We start from the raw sequence: 23,602 nt of genomic DNA on the forward strand, positions 1-23,602 counted from the left end.
TCACAACGCCCCAGCTCAAGAGGTGCGATGGACTTCGGAAGCGGGCGGCTGGGGACTCTCGTCGTGCCCGAAAGAAGGGAGCCGCACAAGGCGCTCACGCAGGACCGGCCTCGCCCCCTACTCTGACAGTGATGAAGCCGCTGGGAGGGGCAAGGCCGTGATGTCTTCAGACGCTACCCCGGATCCGTACGCCGACCCGCTGCGATTCGGGCAGAGGGCACAGATCCTTCGTGAACGGCGCGGCATGACGCAGGCGCAGTTGGCCGATCTTGTCGGTATCTCGCCGCACACTCTGCGGAAGATCGAGAACGGGCAGCAGAAGGCGCCGGGGCTCGACATGGTGATGCGCATCGCTGAAGCGCTGCGGGTGCGCGACCTGGCGGACCTGACCGGGCGGCCGGACGGACACGTTGACCTGTTCGTCGGGCCCGGGCATCCGCGCCTGGCCGCGGTGAAGGCCGCCGTCGACTCCTTCCCGCTCACCGGCAGCGTGGAGCCTCCACCGGTCGCGCACCTGGAAGCACGCCTGCATGCGGCCTGGCGGGAGCGGCACGCCTCGAAGAACCACCGTGAGGTACTCGGCAAGCTGCTGCCGGACCTGATCCGGGACGCGCAGGCTCTTGTCCGGCACGCCGACTCGGCGTCGGACCGCCGCCGGACGCAGGCGCTGCTTGCAGAGGTCTACAGCCTGAGTCAGTTCTTCATCGCCTACCAGCCGGACAGCTCTCTGCTGTGGCGGGTCGCAGAACGCGGCATGATCGCCGCGCAGGAGAGCGAGGACCCGCACGCCATCGGTGTGGCTTCCTGGCTGCTCGCACAGGCCCACCGCGACAGCGGGCCACGCCACTTCGAAGCCGCCGATGCTGTGAACCGTGAAGCCGTCGCCTACCTCAAGCCCTTGCTCTCCGACGCCGGCGAAGACGTCCTCGCCATCGCCGGCGCGCTGGAGTTCGAGCTCGGCTACACCGCGGCCCGCCGCCGGGAGACCGGAACGGCGTGGCGGCACTGGGACCAGGCCAACGACATGGCCAAGCGGCTTCCTGCCGACTACTACCACCCGGTCACCAGCTTCAGCCGGGCCGTCATGGGCGCGCACGCCGTCACGGTGGCGGTGGAGCTCCATCAGGGCGGCGAGTCCGTACGGCAGGCTGCGCGGGCCGACCGGAGCGTCATCAAGTCCCGCCCACGCCGGGCCCGGCACCGCATCGAGGAAGCCCGCGGCTACCGGCTGGACAACCAACTGGACACGGCTGTCGCGTCGCTGGAGAAGGCGTTCGAGGCCGCTCCCGAGACGATCCGCTACAACGGCTACGCCCGCGTGATCCTCCTGGAGGAGGTGGAGTCGACTCAGGCCGCGCGTCGGCGTCGTGCCGCTGACCTGGCGTCACGTATAGGAATTCTTGCTGCCTGAGCGTAGCGACCGGATTACGGTCAGCGGTTGAGTGGCGGCGCTCCTACGGTCTTGAGCCAGAACCCCGGCGACCGCGCGAACGGTCCCGGGGCGTGGCCAACGCTGCTGAGGAGCGTCAACACCATGAACGCTATCGCCCCACCGAAGACCGGCGTCAAGATGACGATCCGGGTCTACACCGTGAACGCACAGGGGGCAGTCACCGAGGACCGCGGCACCGTGGTCGCCGTCGGGTTCGGAGAGGACCCGGCCGCGCTCGCCCCCGGCTCCTTCGGATTCCCGCCCTGCCGGTGTCCCCGCCACCGCACCCGCCGGGCGGTGACCCGGTGACCACCACCCGCCCGAACACCCGGACCACGCCGGTCGACCTCGTCACGATGCGCGACACCGTGAACCGGCTGCTGGACCCCGACGCCGTCCCCGAAGCGCTGCCGCCCACCGGCGACGAGCTCCAGACACTGACCGCCCTCGTGCGCGGCCACCTTGCGCTGCTGGTCCCCGAGGTGGAGGCAGCGGCCCGCACGCTGGAGGAGAACAGCGTCCGCCGCTACACCGTCCTCGGGTGCGTGTGGGAGGCCCGCAGCCGGCTGGAGGCACAGCCGTCCCCTCGCTTCGGCGGCGCCCCCGGTTACGCCCGACGCCTGGCCCGCGCCCTCAACGCCCTGTGCGACCACTACGAGGCGCTGGACGGAACCACCCGGTGACCGCACCCGTACCCGTGTGCTGGGCCTACCACCAGCTGATCGAGGATCCGGACGACGCCGTCCACCTCGGGCACGAGGAAGGCGACAGCGGGCCCAGCTGGGACATCCACGCGCACTGCGCACACAACGACCGGACCGGCCCGGACTCCGTGGCGGCCGTGACCGGCCCCGTCCCCACCGTGGTGCCGGCGCGGACCCCCAGCTGACGCACCCTCATGGCGACCGCAGGGACAGGGTCGCATCCCCGGAACGCCCCTCCCGTTGCGGACCGCAAGCCGCGGCGGGAGAGGTCCCAACGCCCGCCCCGCCGGAAGGCCCGCAAGCCTCCGGCGGGACGGGTTCCACCCGCCGGGTCTCAGCAGGGGCCTGGCACCGATCCCGCATCCAGGAAGGGAAACGCATGACCGCGAACACCAACGGTGGAGGCACGGACCCCGTCGGAACCAGCCTCTACGGCCGGGAACTGGTCGGCCCGTACGACTACATGTGCAACACCGACGGCAGCAACACCGACATGGAGTCCTGCCTCGGTATCGCCGGACTGAAGGGCGGCGGCTACTCCATCACCGGCACCAAGCCGGAGGACTCCGGCCGCGAACTGCGCGGCACCGTGGGCGAGCTGAGGGCCTTCTACCGGACGCTGAGGGGCATCCCGGAGATCGCCGGAAACCCGACCCTCTGACACTCACGCAACCCCCGCTCCGCGACGCCCAGGACCGGTCAGTGGTCCTGGGCGCCGCGCCCACCACGCTACTCGAACAGGAGCACCGTCATGCCGCTGTCCGACCTGGTTCCCGACGCCGCCGAACTCCTCGACGACTGGCCCACCGAACCCCGCACCTACCAGCACGGCGCCCGCGCCTTCGAGGACCTGCTCACCATGGCTGAGGCCGACGCGCTCATCGACCACGACTGCCTGCCCAACCGCAACGTGCGCCTGATCCGTGACGGCGAGACGGTCGACGACCGCGAGTACAGCGCCACCCCCGACATGCCCGACCCCGGCGCCGTCCGCCGCTACCTGGACGGCGGCTGCTCGCTGTCCATCCGCCGCCTGCAGACCATCAAGCCCTCGCTGTCGGTTCTGCGCCGCGAGGTCGCCCGGGAGACCGGCTACGAGACGCACTTCAACGCCTACCTCACCCCGCCCCGCCAGCACGGCTTGCGCTACCACTTCGACCCGTACGTCACCCTCGTCATCCAGATCCACGGCTCCAAGACATGGCCCCTGCACCAGCCGTTCGTCGATAACCCGGTGGAGGAGTACGAGAACTTCCGCCGCCGGGGCTTCACCCCCTCCGAGCGCGTATACCTCGCCACCACCGCCCCGGCGCAGGAGATCACCTTGAACGCCGGAGACGTGCTCTGGTTGCCGAGGGGCTGGGTGCACTCCCCGCACAACCGGGACGGCGACGAGCCCAGCCTGCACCTGACCTTCGCCCTCAAACAGCGCACCCTGCACTGGGCCGCCGAGGAGATCGCCGGTGTCCTCACCCGTCACCTCCTGGGCGACACCGAAGCCCGCGACGGCATCCCGCCCACCCGCCTGCTCGACAGTCCCGAGGCAGTCGTCAAGGACGTCCGCGAGATCCTCGTGGGCGCCCTGCTGACCATGGATACGGAAGAGATGGCCGCGACACTCCGCCGTGCGGCCCTGACCGAGGAGCCCTTGCCGGCCCCTCGCCTGCGCTACGGTCTGCGTCCGTGACCGCCGCATTTGTCCACTGGCACGCCTTTGCGTACACCGGTAAGGGCTACACCGACAGCGAGGTAGGCAAGGGCCTCGCCCCGCCTTCCTTCCCACCGGTCGAGCTCGCCCAGTGGCTGGACCGACGGCCCGGTCTGCGCGTCTTCACCGAACAGCAGATCGATGAGGCCGTGGCCTGGCTGGACAAGGAGCTGAACGAGCATGTTCCGGTGGACGCCGCCTCGTTCCCCATCACCACACGCCTGGAGTACTCGCGGGCCCGGCTGCGCGAACGGGTCAACAGGGACGTGTGGTACGGCTACTGGTCCGCACGCGGACAGTTCGTGACCCGTGTGCTGGTCGCCTGCACCGACACCGGGAAGAGCAAGGGCTGCGCGTAGCCCTCACCGACCGGTCCCGCCTGTCCGTTGCCCCCGTGGCGGACGGGTGGGGCCTTCTCCCGCCCGGCGACAGCCGCCTTCGTGGCTGCGTGTGCGAAGGCCCTGGCCATCGACGTGACCGTGTTGACCGGGCAGCCGTATGTGACCGAGTCGCAGCGGGACCGGCTTGTTGAGCTCGTAAGGTTCATCCGGGAGTCCTTGGACCTGTACGACCTCGGACACCCAACCCGGATATCAGCGCGCGGCCGGCGGACCGGCTCATCGCCGCTGCCGACCACCTGTGTGCCGAGGTACGCGCCACGCGCCTGCGTAACGCGGCCCGTGAGCTGCCGGATGTGATTGCCAAGCCGGCGCACACCGCGTGGTCGATGCCGACGACCTAGGTATGGCAGGCCCTTGCGTCGGTGTACCGCACCGCGCACGACATCAGCGTGAAGCCCGGTTACTACGACCTGTTCAGGTTCAAGCACCACGCCCCGCTCATCGAGCGGCGCAGCGACGGCCTGTGCCTGCGCACCGGCGACTTCCTGAAGAGCCAGGGCTGGGCCATCGATGAAGAGCTGTGGGCCATCGACGGCGCGGACTGCTCGCCGTGCGACGACAAGGTCCCCGACAGCCACTGACCCCGCTACAGTCGGCCCCCGCTCTCACGGCTCCCCGGATGCCGTTGGCGAATCCCGTCACAGGACGATGATTGGAGCGTTTCTCCAGACACAACGGCGCATACGCGGTGTGTCGTCTGGAGAAACGCTCCAATCGTCGTCTGCGCAGCATGCACCGGCAGCCGCCGGGCGGATGTGCCAGCAGCGTCTCACGGCTCCCCGGGGCGAGGGCTCCCCGCACTCCACCGACCCAGAGGATCCGCAGTGCCCGTACCGCACGACATCGCCGCCGAGACCGAACTGTGGGACGCCTTCGCCACGTCCGCCTTCGACGCGGATGCCGAGCCGTCGTTCCGCTGGACGCAGTACCAGGGCCACGGCCCCGGCCCCGAGCTTCTGGGCGCCCCGCAGGCCGTACTGGAAATCGGCTGCGGTACCGGCCGCGCCCTCGCCCACCTCGCACAGCAGGGCATCAAGGCGGCCGGAGTGGACCTGTCACCGAGGATGGTGCGGCTGGCCGGCGAGCGGTGGGCGCCGCTTGGCGTCCGGATCGAGCAGGGCGAGGTCCTGGAGTGGCTGGCCGCCGATGAGGCCCGGTACGACGCGGTGTACTCCGTCTTCGGGGCCGCCTGGTTCACCGACCCGGGCCGGCTGTTCCCACTCGTTCGGGCCCGGCTCAACCCCGGCGGCCGGTTCGTGTTCTCCCAGCCGCCGGCAATTCCTGGCGCGTACGGACCCCAGGGCATGTACAAGGGCGGGTTCGCCGGAAAGGCGATGTTCACCTACCGCTACAGCTACCGGCCCGCCGTCTGGGAACGCCTGCTGACCAGGGCCGGCTTCACCTCGGCCAAGGCCATGATCCTGGACGCTCCCACCGAAGGGCACATCGGGACCCTGCTCGTCAGCGCTGATGCCTGGTAACTCAGTTGCAGTTCGCTGTCCCTGCTGGTCAGAGGAATGCATGTGAATGCACGTGACTGATTCCGTATCAGGTGGCGTGAGTTCGTGACCTCGGGTGCGGCGGTGGTAGTGGCAACGGTGGGCGGTGGCTCGGTGACGGCGGCGCCAGTGGGATCAGACGGCCTTCGCTGGGTGGGAGCGTCCGGAGGCCGCCCGGGTGAAGCGGCAGTTGGTCACCGCGCCCCCGTAGCGGTCTACCAGACCAAGATGCTCCGACGGGTCAAGACGGACCTGACGAAGGCAGCTCGGAATCTGGTGGACGAGCCGGCGCGCAGGGCGGCCTGAGTGCTTCGGAGAAGGCCATGACGCTGTCAAGGGTTACTCGTATCGTCAGACCGTGACCGTAACTACCCGTCGCGAACTTACGAGTTCAGCAACCTGAAACGAAACGTGTTTCGCTCACTCGCCACTGACCTGACGTTCAAGATCGTGGATGAGCTGTGGGAGGGCCAGGGCTTCGCGCCGGTCCCTCGGAGGAGCCGAAGTATCAGGATTCAGAGCAGGACCCGTCGTTCTTGACGCTGTGCGGATCAATGCAGGTGCTGTCGTAGATGTCCGCACCCTCGCGGTCGAAGACCTGGAGTCTCGGGTTCGGCTCATCGGCCTCCCACCATGCGGAGAATGCCTCGGCAGCGTGCTGGGTTTCGACCCGGAGCTGCATCCACAGCTCCAGTTCCTTGTCGTCCCCGGCGTCCACGGCGTCGATGTCGATGACTGGATAGTCGGACTTGACCTCAAGGATGGGGAACTCCGTTCCCACGCCTCGCCGGAATCCCTTCCACCCCTTGAGATGGCTGACGACCTCCTTCTGCTTGGCCGTCCCGTTGTCCTCCACGAAGTTCTTGAACTGCTTGAAGGAGCCCGGGGTCTCGGCGATCTCCGCAAGGGACGTGGTCACCTTCTTCGGCTTCTGCGGGGTGGTCTTCTCCGGGGAGGCTTCGGGGCTGGCCGAGACACTGGGCGGGGCAGATCTGGAGGCGGTCGGCTCATCGTCATCCCCACCGCACTGCTGCACCAGCGCCGCGATGAGCGCGACGGTGATGAGGATGCCGCACCCGAGCGGGCCGTCATTGCTGTTGCTGGCCACTGCACAAACTCCATTGCACATGAGGGCTGCCGACAGCGTTTACGCAGGTAGAAGCCCCCCACTTCCGATTTGGCGAGATCGTACAACAGTCCAAGGTTTAACTACTGACCGGCATCAGCTCGCTTTGATCCGATGGGGTTCCAGGCGACGAAGGGCCGAGTCGCAGGATGTCGAACAACTCGTCAATGATTCGTTCATTCAAGGCCGTTCAGGCTCAGATGCTCCGCCGAACGAAGGCGGGCCTGACGTCCATTGGGGAGCGTTGTCAGTGGGGCTGTGCATGATCGGCGCGTCAGCTTTTCGCGGAAGTGGGGAAGTGCCATGCCGATCACAAACCAGCAGGTAGCGGGACACGTCTTCCTGCGGCAGATGTACGACGACTCGTACTTCCCTGAGCACATGGTCGACCAGGGGAAGGTGATCCTGCTACGGCTGTGCGAGCGCATTGAGGCTGAGCAGCCGGCGGACCTGGAAGACTTGTATGCACTCACCCGGGCCGCGACGGAGGAGTTCAACCTGCTGGACAGCGAGTTCATGGCGGCCGGGAGCGGGATCGAGACGGTGGCGCGGGAGTGGATCTGCGACGAGTTCTGCTTCGTCGCGTCGGCATATGGGTTCGCGGAAGCGGATGCGGAGAAGCTGACCGCCGGCCGGGACTGGTGAACGCGCACGGGAAGGCCACCTCCGATCAAAGCCATTCGTCGAGAGCTGCGATCAGCACGGTCGCCTCGAAGCGGACGGCGGGCTTGTCGCATCGCGTGGTGACGGCGCGATGTCTCCTGAGGCGGTTGATCCCGCACTCGACTGCATGACGCTCGCGGTGGTCGGCTGGGCCGAAATACGGCGGCCGGCCGCCGTGGGAACCGGGCTTCCGGCGGTTGCGCGCCTGGTCGGCCTTGTCCGGGATGGTGCGGCGGATCCCGCGGCGGCGCAGGTGAGCGCGGTTTCCGCAGGAGACGTATGCCTTGTCGGCCCGCACGCGGCCGGGGCGGACGCGCAACCGTCCCAGCCCCATGATCATGGGGCTGGGTGAAGACGCCGACCGGTGGTTCCCTCTGCAGGTCGCCCTGCTTGCGAGCCATGGGTGGCAAGAGGGCGAGACGGGTGTTCGTCGCCGGCGAAGGCATGTGTGAGGTACGGCTGCTGCTGCCAGGGTGTGCTCATGAATACGACACCAGACGGACGGCCGATTCCTCCCGCGCATGCCAGTGAGCGGACCATGCTGGAGGCATGGCTGGACTTCCACCGTGCGACTCTCGCCCTGAAGTGTTCGGGCCTCGAGGATGACCAATTACGACTTGCTGTGGCGTCCCCCTCGTCGATGACGCTGCTGGGACTCGTGCAGCACATGGCTGAGGTGGAACGCAACTGGTTCCAGCGTGTGTTCGCAGGTCGGAACGTGCCGCCGGTCTTCGGGGAAAGTAACCTCGATGGTTTTGCCCTTCAGCCGGAACGAGGGCTCGACGAGGCGGTGGCCGCGTGGCAAGCGGAGGTCGCTCGCGGCCGTGAGCTGATCGCCGACGCATCGCTGGACGACTCCGGCCGCCTGTCCGAACAGGAAGCGGGGCACGTCGGCGAACAGGGAGTCTCCTTGCGCTGGATCATGGTGCACATGATCGAGGAATACGCACGTCACAACGGCCATGCCGACCTCATTCGCGAGCAGGTCGACGGAGTCACCGGCGCATGAGGTGTGCTCGCACGGTCAGAAGGTGACCAGGCATCTCCGGCCGGCTCCAGGTCGCGCGGCAGCTTGAAGGAACGGTGCGAACGCGCTGTTCGTCGAAATGCTGCTGTGCCTGAAGACAGTGGTGGAGTTGGCCGGGGAAGCGGTTGAGCAGATGGCGCCGGGCGGCGGCGTGACAGTCTTCGGGCGGCCGGCCGCCGTGGACGTCCTCAAGGTCGCCCACCACGGCTCCGCGTACCAGGACCCGGACCTCATCGCCGGGCGGTCCCACGCCTGGCGCTGATCAGCACGGGGAGGACAACACGTACGGACACCCGGCACCGGGTACGGTCGCCGCCCTGTGGGCCGGGGGAGCGACGGTGCTGCGCACCGACCGGGACGGGGCGCGGGCGGTGTCCGCCGGTGAGAACGGAGGGCAAGGAGGGGCGGGTGACGCGACACTGAAGGCATGACTGAGGGCATGAGCACCGCGGAAGTCGACGCCTACCTGCGCCGCCTGGGCGTCGGGCAGCCCGCCTGGCCCACCGTGGACGCGCTGCGCGAGCTGCACCTGCGGCATCTGGAGACCGTGCCGTTCGAGAACCTGTCCATCCATCTCGGCGAGGAGATCGTGCTGGAGGAGAAGCGGCTGCTGGACAAGGTGGTGGAGGCGCGGCGGGGCGGGTTCTGTTACGAACTCAACGGGGTCTTCGGAGGGTTGCTCGCCGCCCTCGGCTACGACGTCCAGCTCATCGCGGCGCGGGTGTACGGCGACGAGGGCCGGCTCGGCATCCCGTACGACCATCTCGCGCTGCGGGTGCGGACGGTGGACGGCGGCGACTGGCTGGCCGACGTCGGCTTCGGCGCCCACTTCCACCGGCCGCTCGCCTTCGGGGAGCGCGGGGAGCAGGAGGATCCCGGGGGCACGTTCCGGATCGCCGAGGCGGGCGCCGACGCGGCCGGGGTGCGCGGCGGGTCCGACCGGGTGGAGGCGGCGGACCTGGACGTGAGCCGGAACGGGCGGCCGGTGTACCGGCTGGAGGTCCGGCCGCGGGTGCTCGCCGACTTCACGGCCGGGGCGTGGTGGCACAGCACCTCACCGGCCTCCCACTTCACGCGGTCGCCGGTGTGCTCGCGGATCACCGGGGACGGGGGCAGGATCACGCTCAGCGGCCGGCGGTTCACGGTCACCGCGCCGGACGGGACGCGGCGGGAGCACGAGACCGGGACGGACGAGGAGGTGCTCGCGCTCTACCGGGAGCGGTTCGGGATCGCACTGGACACGGTGCCGACGGCGCGCGGCACCGGGACGGGCGGCTGACCCCGGCACTGGGACGGGTGGTCGGCCCGGCACCGGGACGGGCGGCTGACCCGGTACCGGACAATGGCCCGTGTGAGTGATGTGCGACATGTGCTGGTGCTGCCCGACCGTGATGCCGCGGAGGAGGTGGCCGAGGCCCTCGGGGAACGGTTCGGCGTGGACGAGGAGCCCCGGCTGGTGCGGGACGCGCTCGCCGGTGAGGACGACGCGGAGGACGCGCAGTGGCTCGTCGTCCTGCGGGACGAGGCGGCCCGGCTGGACCCCGGGGAGCTGAACGAGTTCGTGGCCGAGTGGGACGGCTGGCGGGAGGAGCCGTAGCCCGGCGGCCGTAGCCCGGCGACCGCTCCCGGCGGCCGCCGGCCGGGCGGCGGTGTCGGTGGCGCGTGGGATGCTTGTCGCGATGGCCAGGAAGACCGCATCCGACGACCTCCTCGCCCCGGTGACGCTCGCCGTGGGCCAGGAGGACCTGCTGCTCGACCGTGCCGTGCGGGAGGTGGTGGCCGCCGCGAGGGCCGCCGACGCCGACACGGACGTACGCGACCTGACACCGGACCAGCTCCAGCCCGGCACCCTCGCCGAGCTGACCAGCCCGTCGCTCTTCGCGGAGCGCAAGGTCGTCGTCGTACGCAACGCGCAGGACCTGCCCGCCGACACCGTCAAGGACGTGAAGGCGTACCTCGGCTCGCCGGCCGAGGAGATCACGCTCGTCCTGCTGCACGCGGGCGGCGCCAAGGGCAAGGGGCTGCTCGACGCGGCGCGCAAGGCGGGGGCGCGGGAGGTGGCGTGCCCGAAGATGACCAAGCCGGCGGACCGGATGGCCTTCGTACGGAGCGAGTTCCGCACCGCCGGCCGGTCGGCCACCCCGGAGGCGTGCCAGGCGCTGGTCGACGCCATCGGCAGCGATCTGCGGGAGCTGGCCTCGGCGGTGACCCAGCTCGTCGCGGACGTCGAGGGCACGATCGACGAGGCGGTCGTCGGGCGGTACTACACCGGGCGGGCCGAGGCGTCGAGTTTCGCGGTCGCCGACCGCGCGGTCGAGGGACGCGCGGCGGAGGCCCTGGAGGCCCTGCGCTGGTCGCTGTCGACCGGCGTGGCTCCGGTGCTGATCACCAGCGCGCTGGCCCAGGGCGTACGGGCGATCGGCAAGCTGCAGTCGTCGCCGAACGCGCGCCCCGCCGATCTCGGCATGCCGCCCTGGAAGATCAACCAGGTGCGGCAGCAGATGCGCGGCTGGTCCCCGGACGGCGTGGCCGTCGCGCTGCGCGCGGTCGCCGAGGCGGACGCGGGCGTGAAGGGCGGCGGGGACGATCCGGAGTACGCCCTGGAGAAGGCGGTCGTCACCATCGCCCGCGCGGCCCGCTCGCGCGGTCGCGGCTGACGGACCGGACCGGACAAGCCCGAAGGCCCCGCCCACCACCCGGGGAAGGGTGTGAGGGCGGGGCCTTCGGATGAAGCGTGTGAGCCCGTACCCGCGTGGCGAACGCAGGCCGCGTACGAGCTCGGGGTGCCGGCCGGGGGCGGATGAGAGAGGGCCCGCCCGGGGTCCCGCCGGCGGTCAGATCAGAAGGGTGGTTCAGCCCTTGACGGCCGCGACCTTCTGAGCCAGCGCCGACTTCTTGTTGGCGGCCTGGTTCTTGTGGATGACGCCCTTGGAGACGGCCTTGTCGAGCTGACGCGCGGCGGCGCGCTGGTACTCGGTGGCCTTCTCGGCGTCACCCGCGGCGGCGGCCTCGCGGGCCTTGCGGATCGCGGTCTTCAGAGAGGACTTGACGGCCTTGTTGCGCAGCCGGGCCTTCTCGTTGGTCTTGTTCCGCTTGATCTGGGACTTGATGTTCGCCACGAATGAGCCTCTACAGGTTCTGGCACGAGCCCGCACGGGACGCGTACCGGTGATTTTCCGAAGGTGTGCCTCGCGCTGAGAGGGCATGAGACACAGCCCCCCACACTACCAGCGGCCCATTCGGTGGCCCAAACCCGTCCCCGGTCGCCGCGCGTGGGACGATGGAAGCTACGTATCGATCCGACCCGAGACCGCAGACGCACAAGCACACGTATGCGGACGCCTCAAGAATCAGGACCCTGCGTGCCCGCGATCCCCAGTCATGTGCCCGAGCCGAGCCGTACCGACCCCGCGCTGATCCGCAATTTCTGCATCATCGCGCACATCGACCACGGCAAGTCCACGCTCGCCGACCGGATGCTCCAGCTGACCGGAGTGGTCGAGCAGCGGCAGATGCGCGCTCAGTACCTCGACCGCATGGACATCGAGCGTGAGCGCGGCATCACGATCAAGTCCCAGGCGGTGCGGTTGCCGTGGGCGCCCACCGACGACAAGGGCAACACGCACATCCTCAACATGATCGACACCCCCGGGCACGTCGACTTCACCTATGAGGTCTCCCGGTCCCTCGCCGCCTGCGAGGGCACGATCCTGCTGGTCGACGCCGCCCAGGGCATCGAGGCCCAGACCCTCGCCAACCTCTACCTGGCGATGGAGAACGACCTCACGATCATCCCCGTACTGAACAAGATCGACCTGCCGGCCGCGCAGCCGGAGAAGTTCGCCGAGGAGCTGGCGAACCTGGTCGGCTGCGACCCCGACGACGTGCTCAAGGTGTCCGCGAAGACCGGTCTCGGCGTCGAGGCGCTGCTGGACAAGGTGGTCGCCGAGATCCCGGCCCCGGTCGGCGTCAAGGACGCCCCCGCCCGCGCGATGATCTTCGACTCGGTCTACGACTCCTACCGCGGTGTCGTGACGTACGTCCGTGTCATCGACGGCCAGCTCAACAAGCGCGAGCGGATCCGCATGATGTCCACCGGCGCCACCCACGAGCTGCTGGAGATCGGCACCAACTCCCCGGAGATGCTGCCCGCCGACGGCCTCGGCGTCGGCGAGGTGGGCTACCTCATCACCGGTGTGAAGGACGTCCGCCAGTCGAAGGTCGGTGACACCGTCACCAGCCAGCACAAGGGCGCCGAGGAGGCGCTCGGCGGCTACAAGGACCCCAAGCCGATGGTGTTCTCCGGCCTCTACCCGCTGGACGGCTCCGACTACCCGGAGCTGCGCGAGGCCCTCGACAAGCTCCAGCTCAACGACGCCGCCCTGGTCTACGAGCCGGAGACCTCCGCCGCCCTCGGCTTCGGCTTCCGCGTCGGCTTCCTCGGCCTGCTGCACCTCGACGTGATCCGCGAGCGCCTGGAGCGCGAGTTCGGCCTCGACCTCATCGCGACCGCGCCGAACGTGGTCTACCGGGTGGTCATGGAGGACGGCGGCGAGCACGTCGTCACCAACCCGAGCGAGTTCCCCGAGGGGAAGATCGGCGAGGTGTACGAGCCGGTGGTGCGCGCCACCATCCTGGCGCCCAGCGAGTTCATCGGCTCGATCATGGAGCTGTGCCAGACCCGGCGCGGTGTCCTGCTCGGCATGGACTACCTCTCCGAGGACCGGGTGGAGATCCGCTACACCCTCCCGCTCGCGGAGATCGTCTTCGACTTCTTCGACCAGCTGAAGTCCAAGACCCGTGGTTACGCCTCCCTGGACTACGAGCCCACCGGCGAGCAGACCTCCAGCCTGGTCAAGGTCGACATCCTGCTGCACGGCGACAAGGTGGACGCGTTCTCCGCGATCACCCACAAGGACCAGGCGTACGCGTACGGCGTACGGCTCGTCGCCAAGCTCAAGGAGCTCATCCCGCGGCAGGCCTTCGAGGTGCCGGTGCAGGCCGCCATCGGCTCGCGGGTCATCGCCCGCGAGACCATCCGCGCCATCCGCAAGGACGTCCTCGCCAAGTGCTACGGCGGTGACATCTCCCGCAAGCGGAAGCTGCTGGAGAAGCAGAAGGAAGGCAAGAAGCGGATGAAGATGGTGGGTTCCGTGGAGGTCCCGCAGGAGGCCTTCATCGCCGTCCTCTCCAGCGACGACAGCGCGGGATCGGGCAAGAGCAAGAAGTAACCGGAGGTTACCGCGGGTCACTCCGCGAACCGGGCGTAACGGGGCCCGTCGTACGCGCGTACGGCGGGCTCCGCGCGTTCACGGGGTAGGTCTTCCTGTGTGAAGTGGCAGGCCGTGACCCCTTACGCCGTGGCCGGTCGCCCTTTACTCTGTCCGTGCTCGATAGTTACTCGCCAGTTAAACAACGGCGCGAGGAAACCCCAGCCGCACTGAGCCAGCCGCACCGTCGCGGGCCCCGGAGGATGTCGTGAGCGACACACAGACACTGATCGAGAACCGTCCGCCGAGCGTGGCGACCCTCTTCCTGGAGCGTGTGGCGACCACACCGGACGCCGAGGCCTACCGCTACCCGGTCCCGGCGGCCTCCGGTACGGGCCCCGACGACTGGAAGTCCCTCACCTGGGCGGGCGCCGCCGAGCGGGTCCACGCCATCGCGGCCGGCCTGATCGAGCTGGGCGTCGAGCCCGAGGAGCGGGTCGCGCTCGCCTCCTCCACCCGCGTCGAGTGGATCCTCGCCGACCTCGGCATCCTCTGCGCCGGCGCCGCCACCACCACGGTCTACCCGCAGACCAACGCCGACGAGTCCGCCTACATCCTCTCCGACTCCCAGAGCCGGGTGCTGATCGCGGAGAACGCCGAGCAGGCGGCCAAGGCGGTCGAGAAGCGCGCCGAGCTGCCCGACCTCACCCGTGTCGTGGTCGTCGACCCGGCCGGCGCCGACACCGACGACTTCGTGATCACCCTCACCGACCTGGAGAAGCTCGGCGCCGCCCGGCTCCAGAAGGAACCGGAGCTGATCAAGGAGCGGGTCGCCGCGATCACCAAGGACCAGCTCGCCACCCTCATCTACACCTCCGGCACCACCGGCCGCCCCAAGGGCGTACGCCTGCCGCACGACTGCTGGTCGTACATGGCCAAGGCCATCCCCGCCACCGGCCTGGTCAGCGCCGACGACGTGCAGTACCTGTGGCTGCCGCTCGCCCACGTCTTCGGCAAGGTGCTCATCTCCGGCCAGATCGAGGCCGGCCACGTCACCGCCGTCGACGGCCGCGTCGACAAGATCATCGAGAACCTTCCGGTGGTCCGGCCGACCTACATGGCGGCCGTGCCCCGCATCTTCGAGAAGGTCTACAACGGCGTGGCCGCCAAGGCGAAGGCCGGCGGCGGCGCCAAGTACAAGATCTTCCAGTGGGCCGCCGAGGTCGCCCGCGAGTACGCCAAGGTCACCCAGGACAACTTCCGCCGTACCGGCACCGCGAGCGCCCCCTTCGGCCTCTCGGCGAAGCACGGCGTCGCCGACAAGCTCGTCTACGCCAAGATCCGCGAGGCCTTCGGCGGCAACCTGCGCGCCTGCGTCTCCGGCTCCGCCGCCCTCGCCCCCGAGATCGGCTACTTCTTCTCCGGCGCCGGCATCCACATCCTGGAGGGCTACGGCCTCACCGAGTCCTCCGCCGCCTCCTTCGTCAACCCCGGCGAGGCCTACCGCACCGGCACCGTCGGCAAGCCGCTGCCCGGCACCGAGGTGCGCATCGCCGACGACGGCGAGATCCTGCTGCGCGGCCCCGGCATCATGCAGGGCTACCACAACCTGCCCGAGAAGACCGCCGAGGTCCTGGAGGAGGACGGCTGGTTCCACACCGGCGACATCGGCGAGCTCTCGCCCGACGGCTACCTCCGGATCACCGACCGCAAGAAGGACCTGATCAAGACCTCCGGCGGCAAGTACATCGCGCCGGCCGAGGTCGAGGGCCAGTTCAAGGCGGTCTGCCCCTACGTCTCCAACATCCTCGTCCACGGCGCCGACCGGAACTACTGCACCGCCCTCATCGCCCTCGACGAGGCCGCCCTCGCGCCCTGGGCGGCCGAGAACGGCCTGGCGGGCAAGCCGTACGCGGAGATCGTCGCCGCGCCCGCCACGGTCGAGATGGTCGACGGCTACGTCAGGCGGCTCAACGAGGGCCTCCAGCGCTGGCAGACCATCAAGAAGTTCCGCCTCCTCCCGCGCGATCTCGACATCGAGCACGGCGAGGTCACCCCGAGCCTGAAGCTGAAGCGCCCGGTGGTGGAGCGCGAGTACAAGCACCTCATCGAGGAGATGTACGAGGGCACGCGCGAGGCGTGACCGTCACGGTGTGACTGCGGAGGGGCGGGGTCCCGGGCCGGTACGGCCGGGACCCCGCCCCTCTTGTCGCGTTTCCGTGATGACCGGAACGGAACGGCTTCCTGTTCGTTCCTGACCGCACACCTGACGCTGTTCTCACCCCTGACGGTCCACTTCGGTGACTCGGCGCTTATGGGCGGGTCCGGTCTGTCACCCTGTCGGCATCGATCGAGTTCTCTTCGTACGAACTGCCCGGGGAGCTGCCCATGGGGGCCATTCCGACCCAACGGGAGACCGCCTCGTGCGCCTCCGGCGCGCGGGAGTGCACGTGGGTGGACGCGACCCTGGCCGGGAGCCCCCTCGCACCGGGCGCCGCACGCGCCCTGCTGCGCAAGGCGCTCACCGAGTGGGCGGAACTCGCCCTGCCCGGCGCCGAACACCTCGCCGGCCGCGTCGGCGACGACGCCACGCTGATCGCCAGCGAACTCGTCACCAACGCCGTCGTGCACGCCGGTACCGAGGTGCGGGTGGCGTGCAGGCTGGAGGAAGGGGCCGGCGCGCTCGTCGTCGAGGTCGCCGACCAGCACCCCTCCCGCGCGCCGCGCGGCAACGAACCGGAGGGGTCGCCGTACGACACCCCCGAGTACGGGCGCGGCCTGCGCCTCGTCGCCGCGCTCTCCGAGGCCTGGGGGATCACCTACCGTCCGGGCACGAAGACGGTGTGGGCACGCCTGGCCGCAGGGGGGTGCACGGCGGACGACCGGATCGAGGCGTACGCCGGGGAGCGCACGCTGGCGCGCGACCTGCGGGTGGCGGAGATCCTCGCGCCGGAGCCGCCCCGGACGGAACAGCGCGCCCCCGGACCGCTGGACGCACTCGATCCGCCGGCCTCCCGACGCCCGCCCGGTCCCGCCCGGGACACCTGGCGGGGCGGCTCGTACGGCGACGACTGGCTCGCCCGCCGGCCCGGCCGGGACGGGACCTGGCTGGGGCGCGGCGCCCTGTCCTTCCTCGCCGAGGCCTCCGACCTGCTCGCCGGGCAACTGGACGAGGACCTGGTCACCTCGCTCACCGGCCAGCTGATCGTGCCGCGGCTGGCCGACTGGTGCGCGGTGTGGCTGGAGGACGAGACCACCGGCCACGGCGGCGGCTGGGGCGGGGGAAGCCGGACCGACGGCTCCCGCCTCGCCCGCGTCTGGCACGCCAGCGAGAACCGCATCGAGGACCTGAGCCGGGCCCTGGAGCGGAACCCGCCCCACCCCGGCGACCCGTTGCACCCGGGACCCGAGCCCTATCCGTGGCCGGGCGGGGCGCTCGACGACTCCGCCGACGGCGCCCGCGGCACCGCTCTCGCCTACCGGCTCGTCGCCGGCGGGCGCCCGCTCGGCACGCTGGTGATCGGGCGGGGCGGGATCGACCGCTTCCCCGACGAGATCACCGGCCTGGTCGAGGACCTCGGCCGGCGCGTCGCGCTCGCCATCGGCGCCGCCCGGCAGTACTCCCGCCAGGCCACCATCAGCGCCGTACTCCAGCGCGGACTGCTGCCCGGCGCCGTCGCCGAGATCCCCGGCGTGCGCAGCGCCCTCGTCTACGAACCCTGCGACAAGGGCGGACCCAGCGGCGACTTCTACGACCTCTTCCCGGCCGGTCGGGGCCGCTGGTGCTTCGCCGTCGGCGACGTCCAGGGCAAGGGACCGGAGGCCGCCGTCGTCATCGGCCTCGTCCGCCCCTGGCTGCGGCTGCTCGCCCGCGAGGGCTACCGCGTCGCCGACGTCCTCGACCGCCTCAACCAGCTCCTCCTCGACGACGCCACCGAGGCCGCCGACGCCGCCGCCCGCGCGCTGGTGGCCGCCGGCGCCCGCCCGACCGCCCCCGGCGACGGCCCCCAGACCCGCTTCCTCTCCCTCCTCTACGGCGAACTCGTCCCCTTCGACGGCGGCGTCCGCTGCACCCTCGCCTCCGCCGGACACCCCCTGCCCCTGCTGCTCGCCCCCGACGGCTCGGTCCGTGCCGTCGCCCAGCCGCAGACCCTGCTCGGGGTCGTCGAGGACGCCACCTACACCAGCGAGACCTTCGAGATGTACTCCGGCGACACCCTGCTCTGCGTCACCGACGGAGTCACCGAGCGCCGCTCCGGCTCCCGCCAGTTCGACGACGGCGACGGGCTCGCCATGGCCCTGTCGGGGTGCGCGGGGATGGACGCGGAGCTGATAGCGGAACGCATCACCCAGCTCGTGCACGAGTTCGGGGCCCGCCCGCCGGCCGACGATCTCGCGCTCCTCGTCCTCCAAGCGGAGTGACACGGCCGGTGCGGGACAATGGAGCACATGCCTTCCGCACTCCCCGACGGCGAGCCCGTCCCCGCCGACGGCGCGCTGCCCGCGTCCGCGCTCGCCGGGGCCGCCGACCGCCCCCTCGGCTTCTACCTGCACGTCCCGTACTGCGCGACCCGCTGCGGCTACTGCGACTTCAACACGTACACCGCGACCGAGCTGCGCGGCAGCGGTGGCGTCCTGGCCTCCCGCGACAACTACGCCGGGACCCTCGTCGACGAGGTCCGCCTGGCGCGGAAGGTGCTGGGCGACGACCCGCGCGAGGTCCGCACGGTCTTCGTCGGCGGCGGCACCCCCACCCTGCTCGCCGCCGACGACCTCGTACGGATGCTGGGGGCGATCCGCGAGGAGTTCGGGCTGGCGCCGGACGCCGAGGTGACCACGGAGGCGAACCCGGAGTCGGTCGACCCGGCCTACCTGGCGGCCCTCCGCGCGGGAGGCTTCAACCGGATCTCCTTCGGCATGCAGAGCGCCCGGCAGCACGTGCTGAAGGTCCTGGACCGCACGCACACCCCCGGGCGGCCCGAGGCGTGCGTCGCCGAGGCCCGCGCGGCCGGCTTCGAGCACGTCAACCTCGACCTGATCTACGGCACGCCGGGGGAGTCCGACGACGACTGGCGGGCGTCCCTGGACGCGGCGATCGGCGCCGGTCCCGACCACGTCTCGGCGTACGCGCTGATCGTCGAGGAGGGCACGCAGCTCGCCCGACGCATCCGCCGCGGCGAGGTCCCGATGACGGACGACGACGTCCACGCCGACCGCTACCTGATCGCCGAGGAGATGCTGTCGGGGGCGGGCTTCGACTGGTACGAGGTGTCGAACTGGGCCACGTCGGAGGCCGGCCGCTGCCTGCACAACGAGCTGTACTGGCGCGGCGCCGACTGGTGGGGCGCGGGCCCCGGCGCCCACTCCCACGTGGGCGGGGTGCGCTGGTGGAACGTCAAGCACCCGGGCGCCTACGCGGCGGCGCTCGCGGAGGGACGGTCGCCGGGGGCGGGCCGTGAGCTGCTGTCGGACGAGGACCGGCGGGTCGAGCGGATCCTGCTGGAGCTTCGGCTCGAGGAGGGGGTTCCTCTCTCGCTCCTCCGTGCGGAGGGGCTTGCGGCGGCTCGCCGGGCCCTGGCGGACGGGCTGCTGGCCCCCGGCCCGTACGAGGAGGGCCGTGCGGCCCTCACCCTGCGGGGGCGGCTGCTCGCCGACGCGGTGGTGCGGGATCTGGTCGACTGACCTTTTCTCGCCCCCGCCGCCCCTTCCCCTCCCGAAACCGGGGCTCCGCCCCGGCCCCCGCTCCTCACACGCCGGAGGGGCTGCTTTTAGCCTGTCTGGGGGAGTTTGAGGACGAGGCCCGAAGGGCCGACAGGGGGTCTGGGGCGCAGCCCCAGGGACGGGACGGGAAGGGGGCGGCGGGGGCGAGGAACCGTGCCCCTCAGGACGGTGCAGTGACGAAGTCGATCAGTTCCTCCACGCGGCCCAGGAGCTGGGGCTCCAGGTCCCTGTACGACCGCACCGAGCCGAGGATCCGCTGCCACGCCTCCCCGGTGTTCGCCACGCGCCAGCCCAGCGCCCGGCACACCCCCGTCTTCCAGTCCTGACCGCGCGGCACCCGGGGCCACGCCTCGATGCCCACCGACGCCGGCTTCACCGCCTCCCAGACGTCGATGTACGGGTGACCCACCACCAGCGCGTGCTCACTCGTCACCGCCTCCGCGATCCGCCACTCCTTCGAGCCCGGCACCAGGTGGTCCACCAGGACGCCCAGCCGCGCGTCCGGGCCGGGGGAGAAGTCCTCGACGATCGACGGCAGGTCGTCGACACCCTCCAGGTACTCGACGACCACCCCCTCGATGCGCAGGTCGTCGCCCCACACCTTCTCCACCAGCTCCGCGTCGTGCCGCCCCTCGACGTAGATGCGCCCCGCGCGGGCCACCCGCGCCCGCGCGCCGGGGACGGCCACCGAGCCGGACGCCGTACGGGCGGGCCGCCGAGGACCGGCGGCCGGCCGCACCAACGTCACCACGCGCCCCTCCAGCAGGAAGCCCCGCGGCTCCAGCGGGAACACCCGGTGCTTGCCGAAGCGGTCCTCCAGCGTCACCGTGCCCGCCTCGCAGCGGATCACCGCGCCGCAGAAGCCGGTGCCGGGTTCCTCCACCACCAGGCCCGGCTCGGCCGCGACCTCGGGGACCGGCTGCGGTTTCTTCCACGGAGGGGTCAGATCGGCGGAGTACTGGCGCATTCTGACGACGATACGAGGAACGCGCCCGCCGTGATCAGTCCGACACGCCGAAACGGGCCGCCAGGGCGTCACGCTGACGGCGTACGAACGCCGCGTCCACCACCGCTCCGTGACCGGGGACGTACCGCGCGTCCTCGCCGCCCAGCTCCAGGAGCCGGTCCAGCGCGGCCGGCCAGTGCGACGGTACGGCGTCGGGGCCGGCCTGCGGTTCGCCCGACTCCTCGACCAGGTCGCCGCAGAACACCACCTCCGGATCACCGGGGACGAGGACCGCGAGATCGTGGGCGGTGTGCCCGGGACCCACGTTCGCCAGCAGGACCTGCCGGCCACCGACCGGGCCGAGGTCGAGCGTCCACTCGCCGGACACCGCGTGCCGCGGCGGGACCAGCGCGTCCACGGCCTCCTCCGCCACCCGCGCGTCCAGCCCCCACCGCACCGCGTCCGCGCGCAGCTCGGCACGCCCGCGCGCCGTCAGTACCGTCTCCATGCCCACCGCGCCGAACACCTCCGCGCCCGCGAACGCCGCCGCCCCGAGGACGTGGTCGAAGTGGGGGTGGGTGAGCGCGAGATGCGTCACACGGCGACCGGTGAGCGCCTGCGCCTGTGCCCGCAACCACGCGCCCTCGCCCAGCCCGGAACCCGCGTCGACGAGCAGCACGCCCTCCGCGCCCACGACGAGCCCCGCCGTGCAGTCCCACCCCGGCAGCCGGTACCGTCCCACCCCGGGCGCCACTTGCTCCCATCCCGACTCTTCCCAAGTCACGGTCATGACGGGACGCTATCGGGGACGACGCCGCCCGGCGCGACGGCGCGGGGACCGGCCTTGCCCGGTGCGTACCCCCCGGCCGTACACTGGGCGGGGAGGTCTGGCACTCGCGTGCGAAGAGTGCCAGGCGGACAGGGAAGGTACCGCGCTGAAGGCTTCTGGAGGTGTGCGCGATGCTCAGTGAACGCAGGCTCCAGGTGCTGCGCGCCATCGTCCAGGACTACGTGGGCACCGAGGAGCCCGTCGGCTCCAAGGCCCTCACCGAGCGGCACAACCTCGGCGTCTCCCCGGCCACCGTGCGCAACGACATGGCGGCCCTGGAGGACGAGGGCTTCATCGCCCAGCCGCACACCAGCGCCGGGCGCATCCCCACCGACAAGGGCTACCGGCTGTTCGTCGACAAACTGGCCGGCGTCAAGCCCATGAGCCCGCCCGAGCGGCGGGCCATCCAGAACTTCCTCGAGGGCGCCGTCGACCTCGACGACGTGGTGGCCAGGACCGTACGGCTGCTCGCGCAGCTCACCCGGCAGGTCGCCGTCGTGCAGTACCCGTCGCTGACCCGCTCCACGGTGCGGCACGTGGAACTGCTGTCCCTCGCCCCCGCGCGGCTGATGCTGGTGCTGATCACGGACACCGGGCGGGTCGAGCAGCGGATGGTCGACTGCCCGGCGCCGTTCGGCGAGTCGTCGCTGGCGGATCTGCGGGCGCGGCTCAACAGCCGGGTCGCCGGCCGCCGGTTCAGCGATGTGCCGAGCCTGGTCGAGGACCTCCCCGAGGCCTTCGAGGCGGACGACCGCGGTACGGTCTCGACGGTGCTCTCCACTCTCCTGGAGACGCTCGTCGAGGAGAACGAGGAGCGGCTGATGATCGGCGGCACCGCCAATCTCACCCGCTTCGGACATGACTTCCCTCTCGTGATCCGGCCCGTCCTGGAGGCGCTGGAGGAGCAGGTCGTGCTCCTCAAGCTGCTCGGTGAGGCGAAGGATCCGGGCGTGACCGTCCGTATCGGTCATGAGAACGCCCATGAGGGACTCAACTCCACGTCCGTCGTGTCGGTGGGCTACGGTTCGGGCGGCGAGGCTCTTGCCAAGCTCGGCGTGGTCGGACCGACCCGCATGGACTACCCGGGAACGATGGGAGCGGTACGCGCAGTGGCACGGTACGTCGGACAGATCCTGGCGGAGTCGTAGTGGCCACGGACTACTACGCCGTACTCGGCGTACGCCGCGACGCGTCGCAGGAGGAGATCAAGAAGGCCTTCCGGCGGCTCGCCCGCGAGCTGCATCCGGACGTCAATCCTGATCCCAAGACGCAGGAGCGGTTCAAGGAGATCAACGCCGCCTACGAGGTGCTGTCGGACCCGCAGAAGAAGCAGGTCTACGACCTCGGCGGCGACCCCCTCTCGCAGACCGGCGGCGCCGGCGCGGGCGGTTTCGGGGCCGGTGGCTTCGGCAACTTCTCCGACATCATGGACGCGTTCTTCGGCACGGCGTCGCAGCGCGGGCCGCGCTCGCGCACCCGCCGGGGCCAGGACGCGATGATCCGCATCGACGTCGAGCTCGACGAGGCCGCGTTCGGCACGACCAAGGACATCCAGGTCGACACGGCCGTCGTCTGCACGACGTGCAGCGGCGAGGGCGCGGCTCCGGGCACCACCGCGCAGACCTGTGACATGTGCCGCGGCCGCGGTGAGGTCTCGCAGGTCACGCGGTCCTTCCTGGGCCAGGTCATGACGTCCCGTCCCTGCCCGCAGTGCCAGGGCTTCGGCACGGTCGTCCCGACCCCGTGCCCGGAGTGCGCGGGCGACGGCCGCATCCGTTCCCGGCGAACCCTCACGGTCAAGATCCCGGCCGGTGTCGACAACGGCACCCGGATCCAGCTGGCCGGCGAGGGCGAGGTCGGGCCCGGCGGCGGTCCCGCCGGTGACCTGTACGTGGAGATCCACGAGCTGCCGCACGCGCAGTTCCAGCGGCGCGGCGACGACCTGCACTGCACGGTCACCATCCCGATGACCGCGGCGGCCCTCGGCACCAAGGTGCCGCTGGAGACGCTGGACGGTATGGAGGAGGTCGACATCCGGCCCGGCACCCAGTCCGGCCAGTCGATCCCGCTCCACGGCCGGGGCGTCACCCACCTGCGCGGCGGCGGCCGGGGCGACCTGATCATCCACGTCGAGGTCCAGACCCCGACCAAGCTCGACCCGGAACAGGAACGCCTGCTCCGCGAACTGGCCAAGCTCCGGGGCGAGGAACGGCCCACGGGGCAGTTCCAGCCGGGGCAGCAGGGGTTGTTCTCGCGGTTGAAGGATGCTTTCAACGGGCGTTGACCGGTTGGTGCCGGGTGTGCGGGGGGTGGTTTGCTGCCGGGGGTCCGGGGGT

25 protein-coding genes and 2 pseudogenes are annotated in these 23,602 nt (G+C 70.7%); 21 read left to right on the forward strand and 6 right to left on the reverse strand.

Annotated features, from left to right (window positions below):
* Window positions 1-160: 160 nt before the first annotated feature.
* The 9 genes from ACF1DX_RS02230 to ACF1DX_RS02270 all read left to right on the forward strand — a co-directional run bounded on the left by ACF1DX_RS02230 (window position 161) and on the right by ACF1DX_RS02270 (window position 5,726).
* Window positions 161-1,411 carry a helix-turn-helix transcriptional regulator gene (locus ACF1DX_RS02230; protein WP_391789340.1) on the forward strand — a complete coding sequence of 417 codons (1,251 nt, stop codon included), beginning with the start codon at window positions 161-163 and terminating at the stop codon, window positions 1,409-1,411.
* Between the two features lie 123 nt (window positions 1,412-1,534).
* Entirely contained in the window at window positions 1,535-1,741 is a 207-nt protein-coding gene (locus ACF1DX_RS02235; protein ID WP_391789341.1) for a hypothetical protein, read from the forward strand.
* On the forward strand, window positions 1,738-2,115 hold the full coding sequence (locus ACF1DX_RS02240) for a DUF6415 family natural product biosynthesis protein (RefSeq protein ID WP_391789342.1): 378 nt from the start codon (window positions 1,738-1,740) through the stop codon (window positions 2,113-2,115). The genes ACF1DX_RS02235 and ACF1DX_RS02240 overlap by 4 nt, the downstream gene beginning before the upstream one ends.
* A complete protein-coding gene (locus ACF1DX_RS02245) occupies window positions 2,112-2,321 on the forward strand; it encodes a hypothetical protein (RefSeq protein ID WP_391789343.1) in 210 nt (69 codons plus the stop codon). The genes ACF1DX_RS02240 and ACF1DX_RS02245 overlap by 4 nt, the downstream gene beginning before the upstream one ends.
* Window positions 2,322-2,515: 194 nt before the next feature.
* Window positions 2,516-2,797 (forward strand): DUF397 domain-containing protein, encoded by a 282-nt coding sequence (locus ACF1DX_RS02250; RefSeq protein ID WP_391789344.1) that lies wholly within the window; start codon window positions 2,516-2,518, stop codon window positions 2,795-2,797.
* Between the two features lie 90 nt (window positions 2,798-2,887).
* Window positions 2,888-3,823 carry a JmjC domain-containing protein gene (locus tag ACF1DX_RS02255; protein ID WP_391789345.1) on the forward strand — a complete coding sequence of 312 codons (936 nt, stop codon included), beginning with the start codon at window positions 2,888-2,890 and terminating at the stop codon, window positions 3,821-3,823.
* On the forward strand, window positions 3,820-4,203 hold the full coding sequence (locus ACF1DX_RS02260) for a hypothetical protein (protein WP_391789346.1): 384 nt from the start codon (window positions 3,820-3,822) through the stop codon (window positions 4,201-4,203). Before ACF1DX_RS02255 ends, ACF1DX_RS02260 begins: the two co-directional genes overlap by 4 nt.
* Window positions 4,204-4,607: 404 nt before the next feature.
* Complete coding sequence (locus tag ACF1DX_RS02265; RefSeq protein WP_391789740.1) at window positions 4,608-4,826, forward strand: hypothetical protein; 219 nt, start codon at window positions 4,608-4,610, stop codon at window positions 4,824-4,826.
* Window positions 4,827-5,069: 243 nt separating this feature from the next.
* Window positions 5,070-5,726, forward strand: coding sequence for a class I SAM-dependent methyltransferase (locus ACF1DX_RS02270; protein WP_391789347.1), 657 nt, complete (start codon window positions 5,070-5,072; stop codon window positions 5,724-5,726).
* Window positions 5,727-6,252: 526 nt separating this feature from the next.
* Here the strand turns inward: ACF1DX_RS02270 and ACF1DX_RS02275 are convergent.
* On the reverse strand, window positions 6,253-6,852 hold the full coding sequence (locus ACF1DX_RS02275) for a hypothetical protein (protein WP_391789348.1): 600 nt from the start codon (window positions 6,850-6,852) through the stop codon (window positions 6,253-6,255).
* A gap of 321 nt (window positions 6,853-7,173) precedes the next feature.
* Between ACF1DX_RS02275 and ACF1DX_RS02280 the strand changes: the two genes are divergently transcribed.
* On the forward strand, window positions 7,174-7,515 hold the full coding sequence (locus ACF1DX_RS02280) for a DUF5713 family protein (protein ID WP_391789349.1): 342 nt from the start codon (window positions 7,174-7,176) through the stop codon (window positions 7,513-7,515).
* Between the two features lie 25 nt (window positions 7,516-7,540).
* On the opposite strand, the gene ACF1DX_RS02285 is transcribed toward ACF1DX_RS02280, so the two are convergent.
* Window positions 7,541-7,873 (reverse strand): hypothetical protein, encoded by a 333-nt coding sequence (locus ACF1DX_RS02285; RefSeq protein WP_391789350.1) that lies wholly within the window; start codon window positions 7,871-7,873, stop codon window positions 7,541-7,543.
* A 141-nt stretch (window positions 7,874-8,014) separates the two neighbouring features.
* Between ACF1DX_RS02285 and ACF1DX_RS02290 the strand changes: the two genes are divergently transcribed.
* On the forward strand, window positions 8,015-8,542 hold the full coding sequence (locus ACF1DX_RS02290; RefSeq protein ID WP_391789351.1) for a DinB family protein: 528 nt from the start codon (window positions 8,015-8,017) through the stop codon (window positions 8,540-8,542).
* 15 nt (window positions 8,543-8,557) lie between these two features.
* On the opposite strand, the pseudogene ACF1DX_RS02295 reads toward ACF1DX_RS02290, so the two are convergent.
* A pseudogene (locus ACF1DX_RS02295) lies at window positions 8,558-8,720 on the reverse strand (IS110 family transposase); the annotation flags it as partial.
* A gap of 15 nt (window positions 8,721-8,735) precedes the next feature.
* On the opposite strand from ACF1DX_RS02295, the pseudogene ACF1DX_RS02300 reads away from it, so the two are divergent.
* The 4 genes and pseudogenes from ACF1DX_RS02300 to holA all read left to right on the forward strand — a co-directional run.
* Window positions 8,736-8,991: pseudogene (locus ACF1DX_RS02300) on the forward strand (hypothetical protein); the annotation flags it as partial.
* A gap of 8 nt (window positions 8,992-8,999) precedes the next feature.
* Window positions 9,000-9,839, forward strand: coding sequence for an arylamine N-acetyltransferase (locus ACF1DX_RS02305; protein ID WP_391789352.1), 840 nt, complete (start codon window positions 9,000-9,002; stop codon window positions 9,837-9,839).
* Between the two features lie 72 nt (window positions 9,840-9,911).
* A complete protein-coding gene (locus ACF1DX_RS02310) occupies window positions 9,912-10,157 on the forward strand; it encodes a hypothetical protein (protein WP_391789353.1) in 246 nt (81 codons plus the stop codon).
* An 82-nt stretch (window positions 10,158-10,239) separates the two neighbouring features.
* Complete coding sequence (gene holA, locus ACF1DX_RS02315) at window positions 10,240-11,217, forward strand: DNA polymerase III subunit delta (RefSeq protein ID WP_391789354.1); 978 nt, start codon at window positions 10,240-10,242, stop codon at window positions 11,215-11,217.
* A gap of 195 nt (window positions 11,218-11,412) precedes the next feature.
* On the opposite strand, the gene rpsT is transcribed toward holA, so the two are convergent.
* Window positions 11,413-11,679 carry a 30S ribosomal protein S20 gene (rpsT, locus tag ACF1DX_RS02320; RefSeq protein ID WP_030818315.1) on the reverse strand — a complete coding sequence of 89 codons (267 nt, stop codon included), beginning with the start codon at window positions 11,677-11,679 and terminating at the stop codon, window positions 11,413-11,415.
* 243 nt (window positions 11,680-11,922) lie between these two features.
* Here rpsT and lepA point away from each other — a divergent pair, with 243 nt between their 5' ends.
* From lepA to hemW, 4 genes are all read left to right on the forward strand, one after another.
* A complete protein-coding gene (gene lepA / locus ACF1DX_RS02325) occupies window positions 11,923-13,791 on the forward strand; it encodes a translation elongation factor 4 (RefSeq protein ID WP_391789355.1) in 1,869 nt (622 codons plus the stop codon).
* A gap of 247 nt (window positions 13,792-14,038) precedes the next feature.
* The gene (locus ACF1DX_RS02330) at window positions 14,039-15,913 is read left to right on the forward strand and encodes an AMP-dependent synthetase/ligase (protein WP_391789356.1); all 1,875 of its coding nucleotides are present in this window, start codon (window positions 14,039-14,041) and stop codon (window positions 15,911-15,913) included.
* A gap of 245 nt (window positions 15,914-16,158) precedes the next feature.
* A complete protein-coding gene (locus ACF1DX_RS02335; protein ID WP_391789357.1) occupies window positions 16,159-18,192 on the forward strand; it encodes a SpoIIE family protein phosphatase in 2,034 nt (677 codons plus the stop codon).
* 27 nt (window positions 18,193-18,219) lie between these two features.
* Window positions 18,220-19,452: a radical SAM family heme chaperone HemW gene (gene hemW, locus ACF1DX_RS02340; RefSeq protein WP_391789358.1), complete on the forward strand. Its 1,233-nt coding sequence runs from the start codon at window positions 18,220-18,222 to the stop codon at window positions 19,450-19,452.
* Window positions 19,453-19,651: 199 nt separating this feature from the next.
* Here the strand turns inward: hemW and ACF1DX_RS02345 are convergent, their stop codons facing one another.
* Together ACF1DX_RS02345 and ACF1DX_RS02350 are read right to left on the reverse strand one after the other, a co-directional pair.
* Window positions 19,652-20,458 (reverse strand): DUF3097 domain-containing protein, encoded by an 807-nt coding sequence (locus tag ACF1DX_RS02345; RefSeq protein WP_391789359.1) that lies wholly within the window; start codon window positions 20,456-20,458, stop codon window positions 19,652-19,654.
* Between the two features lie 34 nt (window positions 20,459-20,492).
* Entirely contained in the window at window positions 20,493-21,227 is a 735-nt protein-coding gene (locus ACF1DX_RS02350; RefSeq protein WP_391789360.1) for an MBL fold metallo-hydrolase, read from the reverse strand.
* Between the two features lie 170 nt (window positions 21,228-21,397).
* Between ACF1DX_RS02350 and hrcA the strand changes: the two genes are divergently transcribed.
* Together hrcA and dnaJ are read left to right on the forward strand one after the other, a co-directional pair.
* Window positions 21,398-22,414: a heat-inducible transcriptional repressor HrcA gene (hrcA, locus tag ACF1DX_RS02355; protein WP_030858250.1), complete on the forward strand. Its 1,017-nt coding sequence runs from the start codon at window positions 21,398-21,400 to the stop codon at window positions 22,412-22,414.
* Window positions 22,414-23,550 carry a molecular chaperone DnaJ gene (gene dnaJ, locus ACF1DX_RS02360; RefSeq protein WP_391789361.1) on the forward strand — a complete coding sequence of 379 codons (1,137 nt, stop codon included), beginning with the start codon at window positions 22,414-22,416 and terminating at the stop codon, window positions 23,548-23,550. Before hrcA ends, dnaJ begins: the two co-directional genes overlap by 1 nt.
* Window positions 23,551-23,602: the final 52 nt, after the last annotated feature.

The organism is Streptomyces sp. NPDC014676 (genome assembly GCF_043084105.1).
GTDB lineage: Bacteria > Actinomycetota > Actinomycetes > Streptomycetales > Streptomycetaceae > Streptomyces.

Bases quoted from the DNA above. Each gene is read 5' to 3' on its own strand.
- ACF1DX_RS02230 (WP_391789340.1), top strand. From the start codon at position 161: ATGTCTTCAGACGCTACCCCGGATCCGTACGCCGACCCGCTGCGATTC.
- ACF1DX_RS02235 (WP_391789341.1), top strand. From the start codon at position 1,535: ATGAACGCTATCGCCCCACCGAAGACCGGCGTCAAGATGACGATCCGG.
- ACF1DX_RS02250 (WP_391789344.1), top strand. From the start codon at position 2,516: ATGACCGCGAACACCAACGGTGGAGGCACGGACCCCGTCGGAACCAGC.
- ACF1DX_RS02255 (WP_391789345.1), top strand. From the start codon at position 2,888: ATGCCGCTGTCCGACCTGGTTCCCGACGCCGCCGAACTCCTCGACGAC.
- ACF1DX_RS02280 (WP_391789349.1), top strand. From the start codon at position 7,174: ATGCCGATCACAAACCAGCAGGTAGCGGGACACGTCTTCCTGCGGCAG.
- ACF1DX_RS02285 (WP_391789350.1), bottom strand. From the start codon at position 7,873: ATGATCATGGGGCTGGGACGGTTGCGCGTCCGCCCCGGCCGCGTGCGG.
- ACF1DX_RS02290 (WP_391789351.1), top strand. From the start codon at position 8,015: ATGAATACGACACCAGACGGACGGCCGATTCCTCCCGCGCATGCCAGT.
- ACF1DX_RS02305 (WP_391789352.1), top strand. From the start codon at position 9,000: ATGAGCACCGCGGAAGTCGACGCCTACCTGCGCCGCCTGGGCGTCGGG.
- holA (WP_391789354.1), top strand. From the start codon at position 10,240: ATGGCCAGGAAGACCGCATCCGACGACCTCCTCGCCCCGGTGACGCTC.
- ACF1DX_RS02335 (WP_391789357.1), top strand. From the start codon at position 16,159: ATGGGGGCCATTCCGACCCAACGGGAGACCGCCTCGTGCGCCTCCGGC.
- hemW (WP_391789358.1), top strand. From the start codon at position 18,220: ATGCCTTCCGCACTCCCCGACGGCGAGCCCGTCCCCGCCGACGGCGCG.
- ACF1DX_RS02345 (WP_391789359.1), bottom strand. From the start codon at position 20,458: ATGCGCCAGTACTCCGCCGATCTGACCCCTCCGTGGAAGAAACCGCAG.
- ACF1DX_RS02350 (WP_391789360.1), bottom strand. From the start codon at position 21,227: ATGACCGTGACTTGGGAAGAGTCGGGATGGGAGCAAGTGGCGCCCGGG.
- hrcA (WP_030858250.1), top strand. From the start codon at position 21,398: ATGCTCAGTGAACGCAGGCTCCAGGTGCTGCGCGCCATCGTCCAGGAC.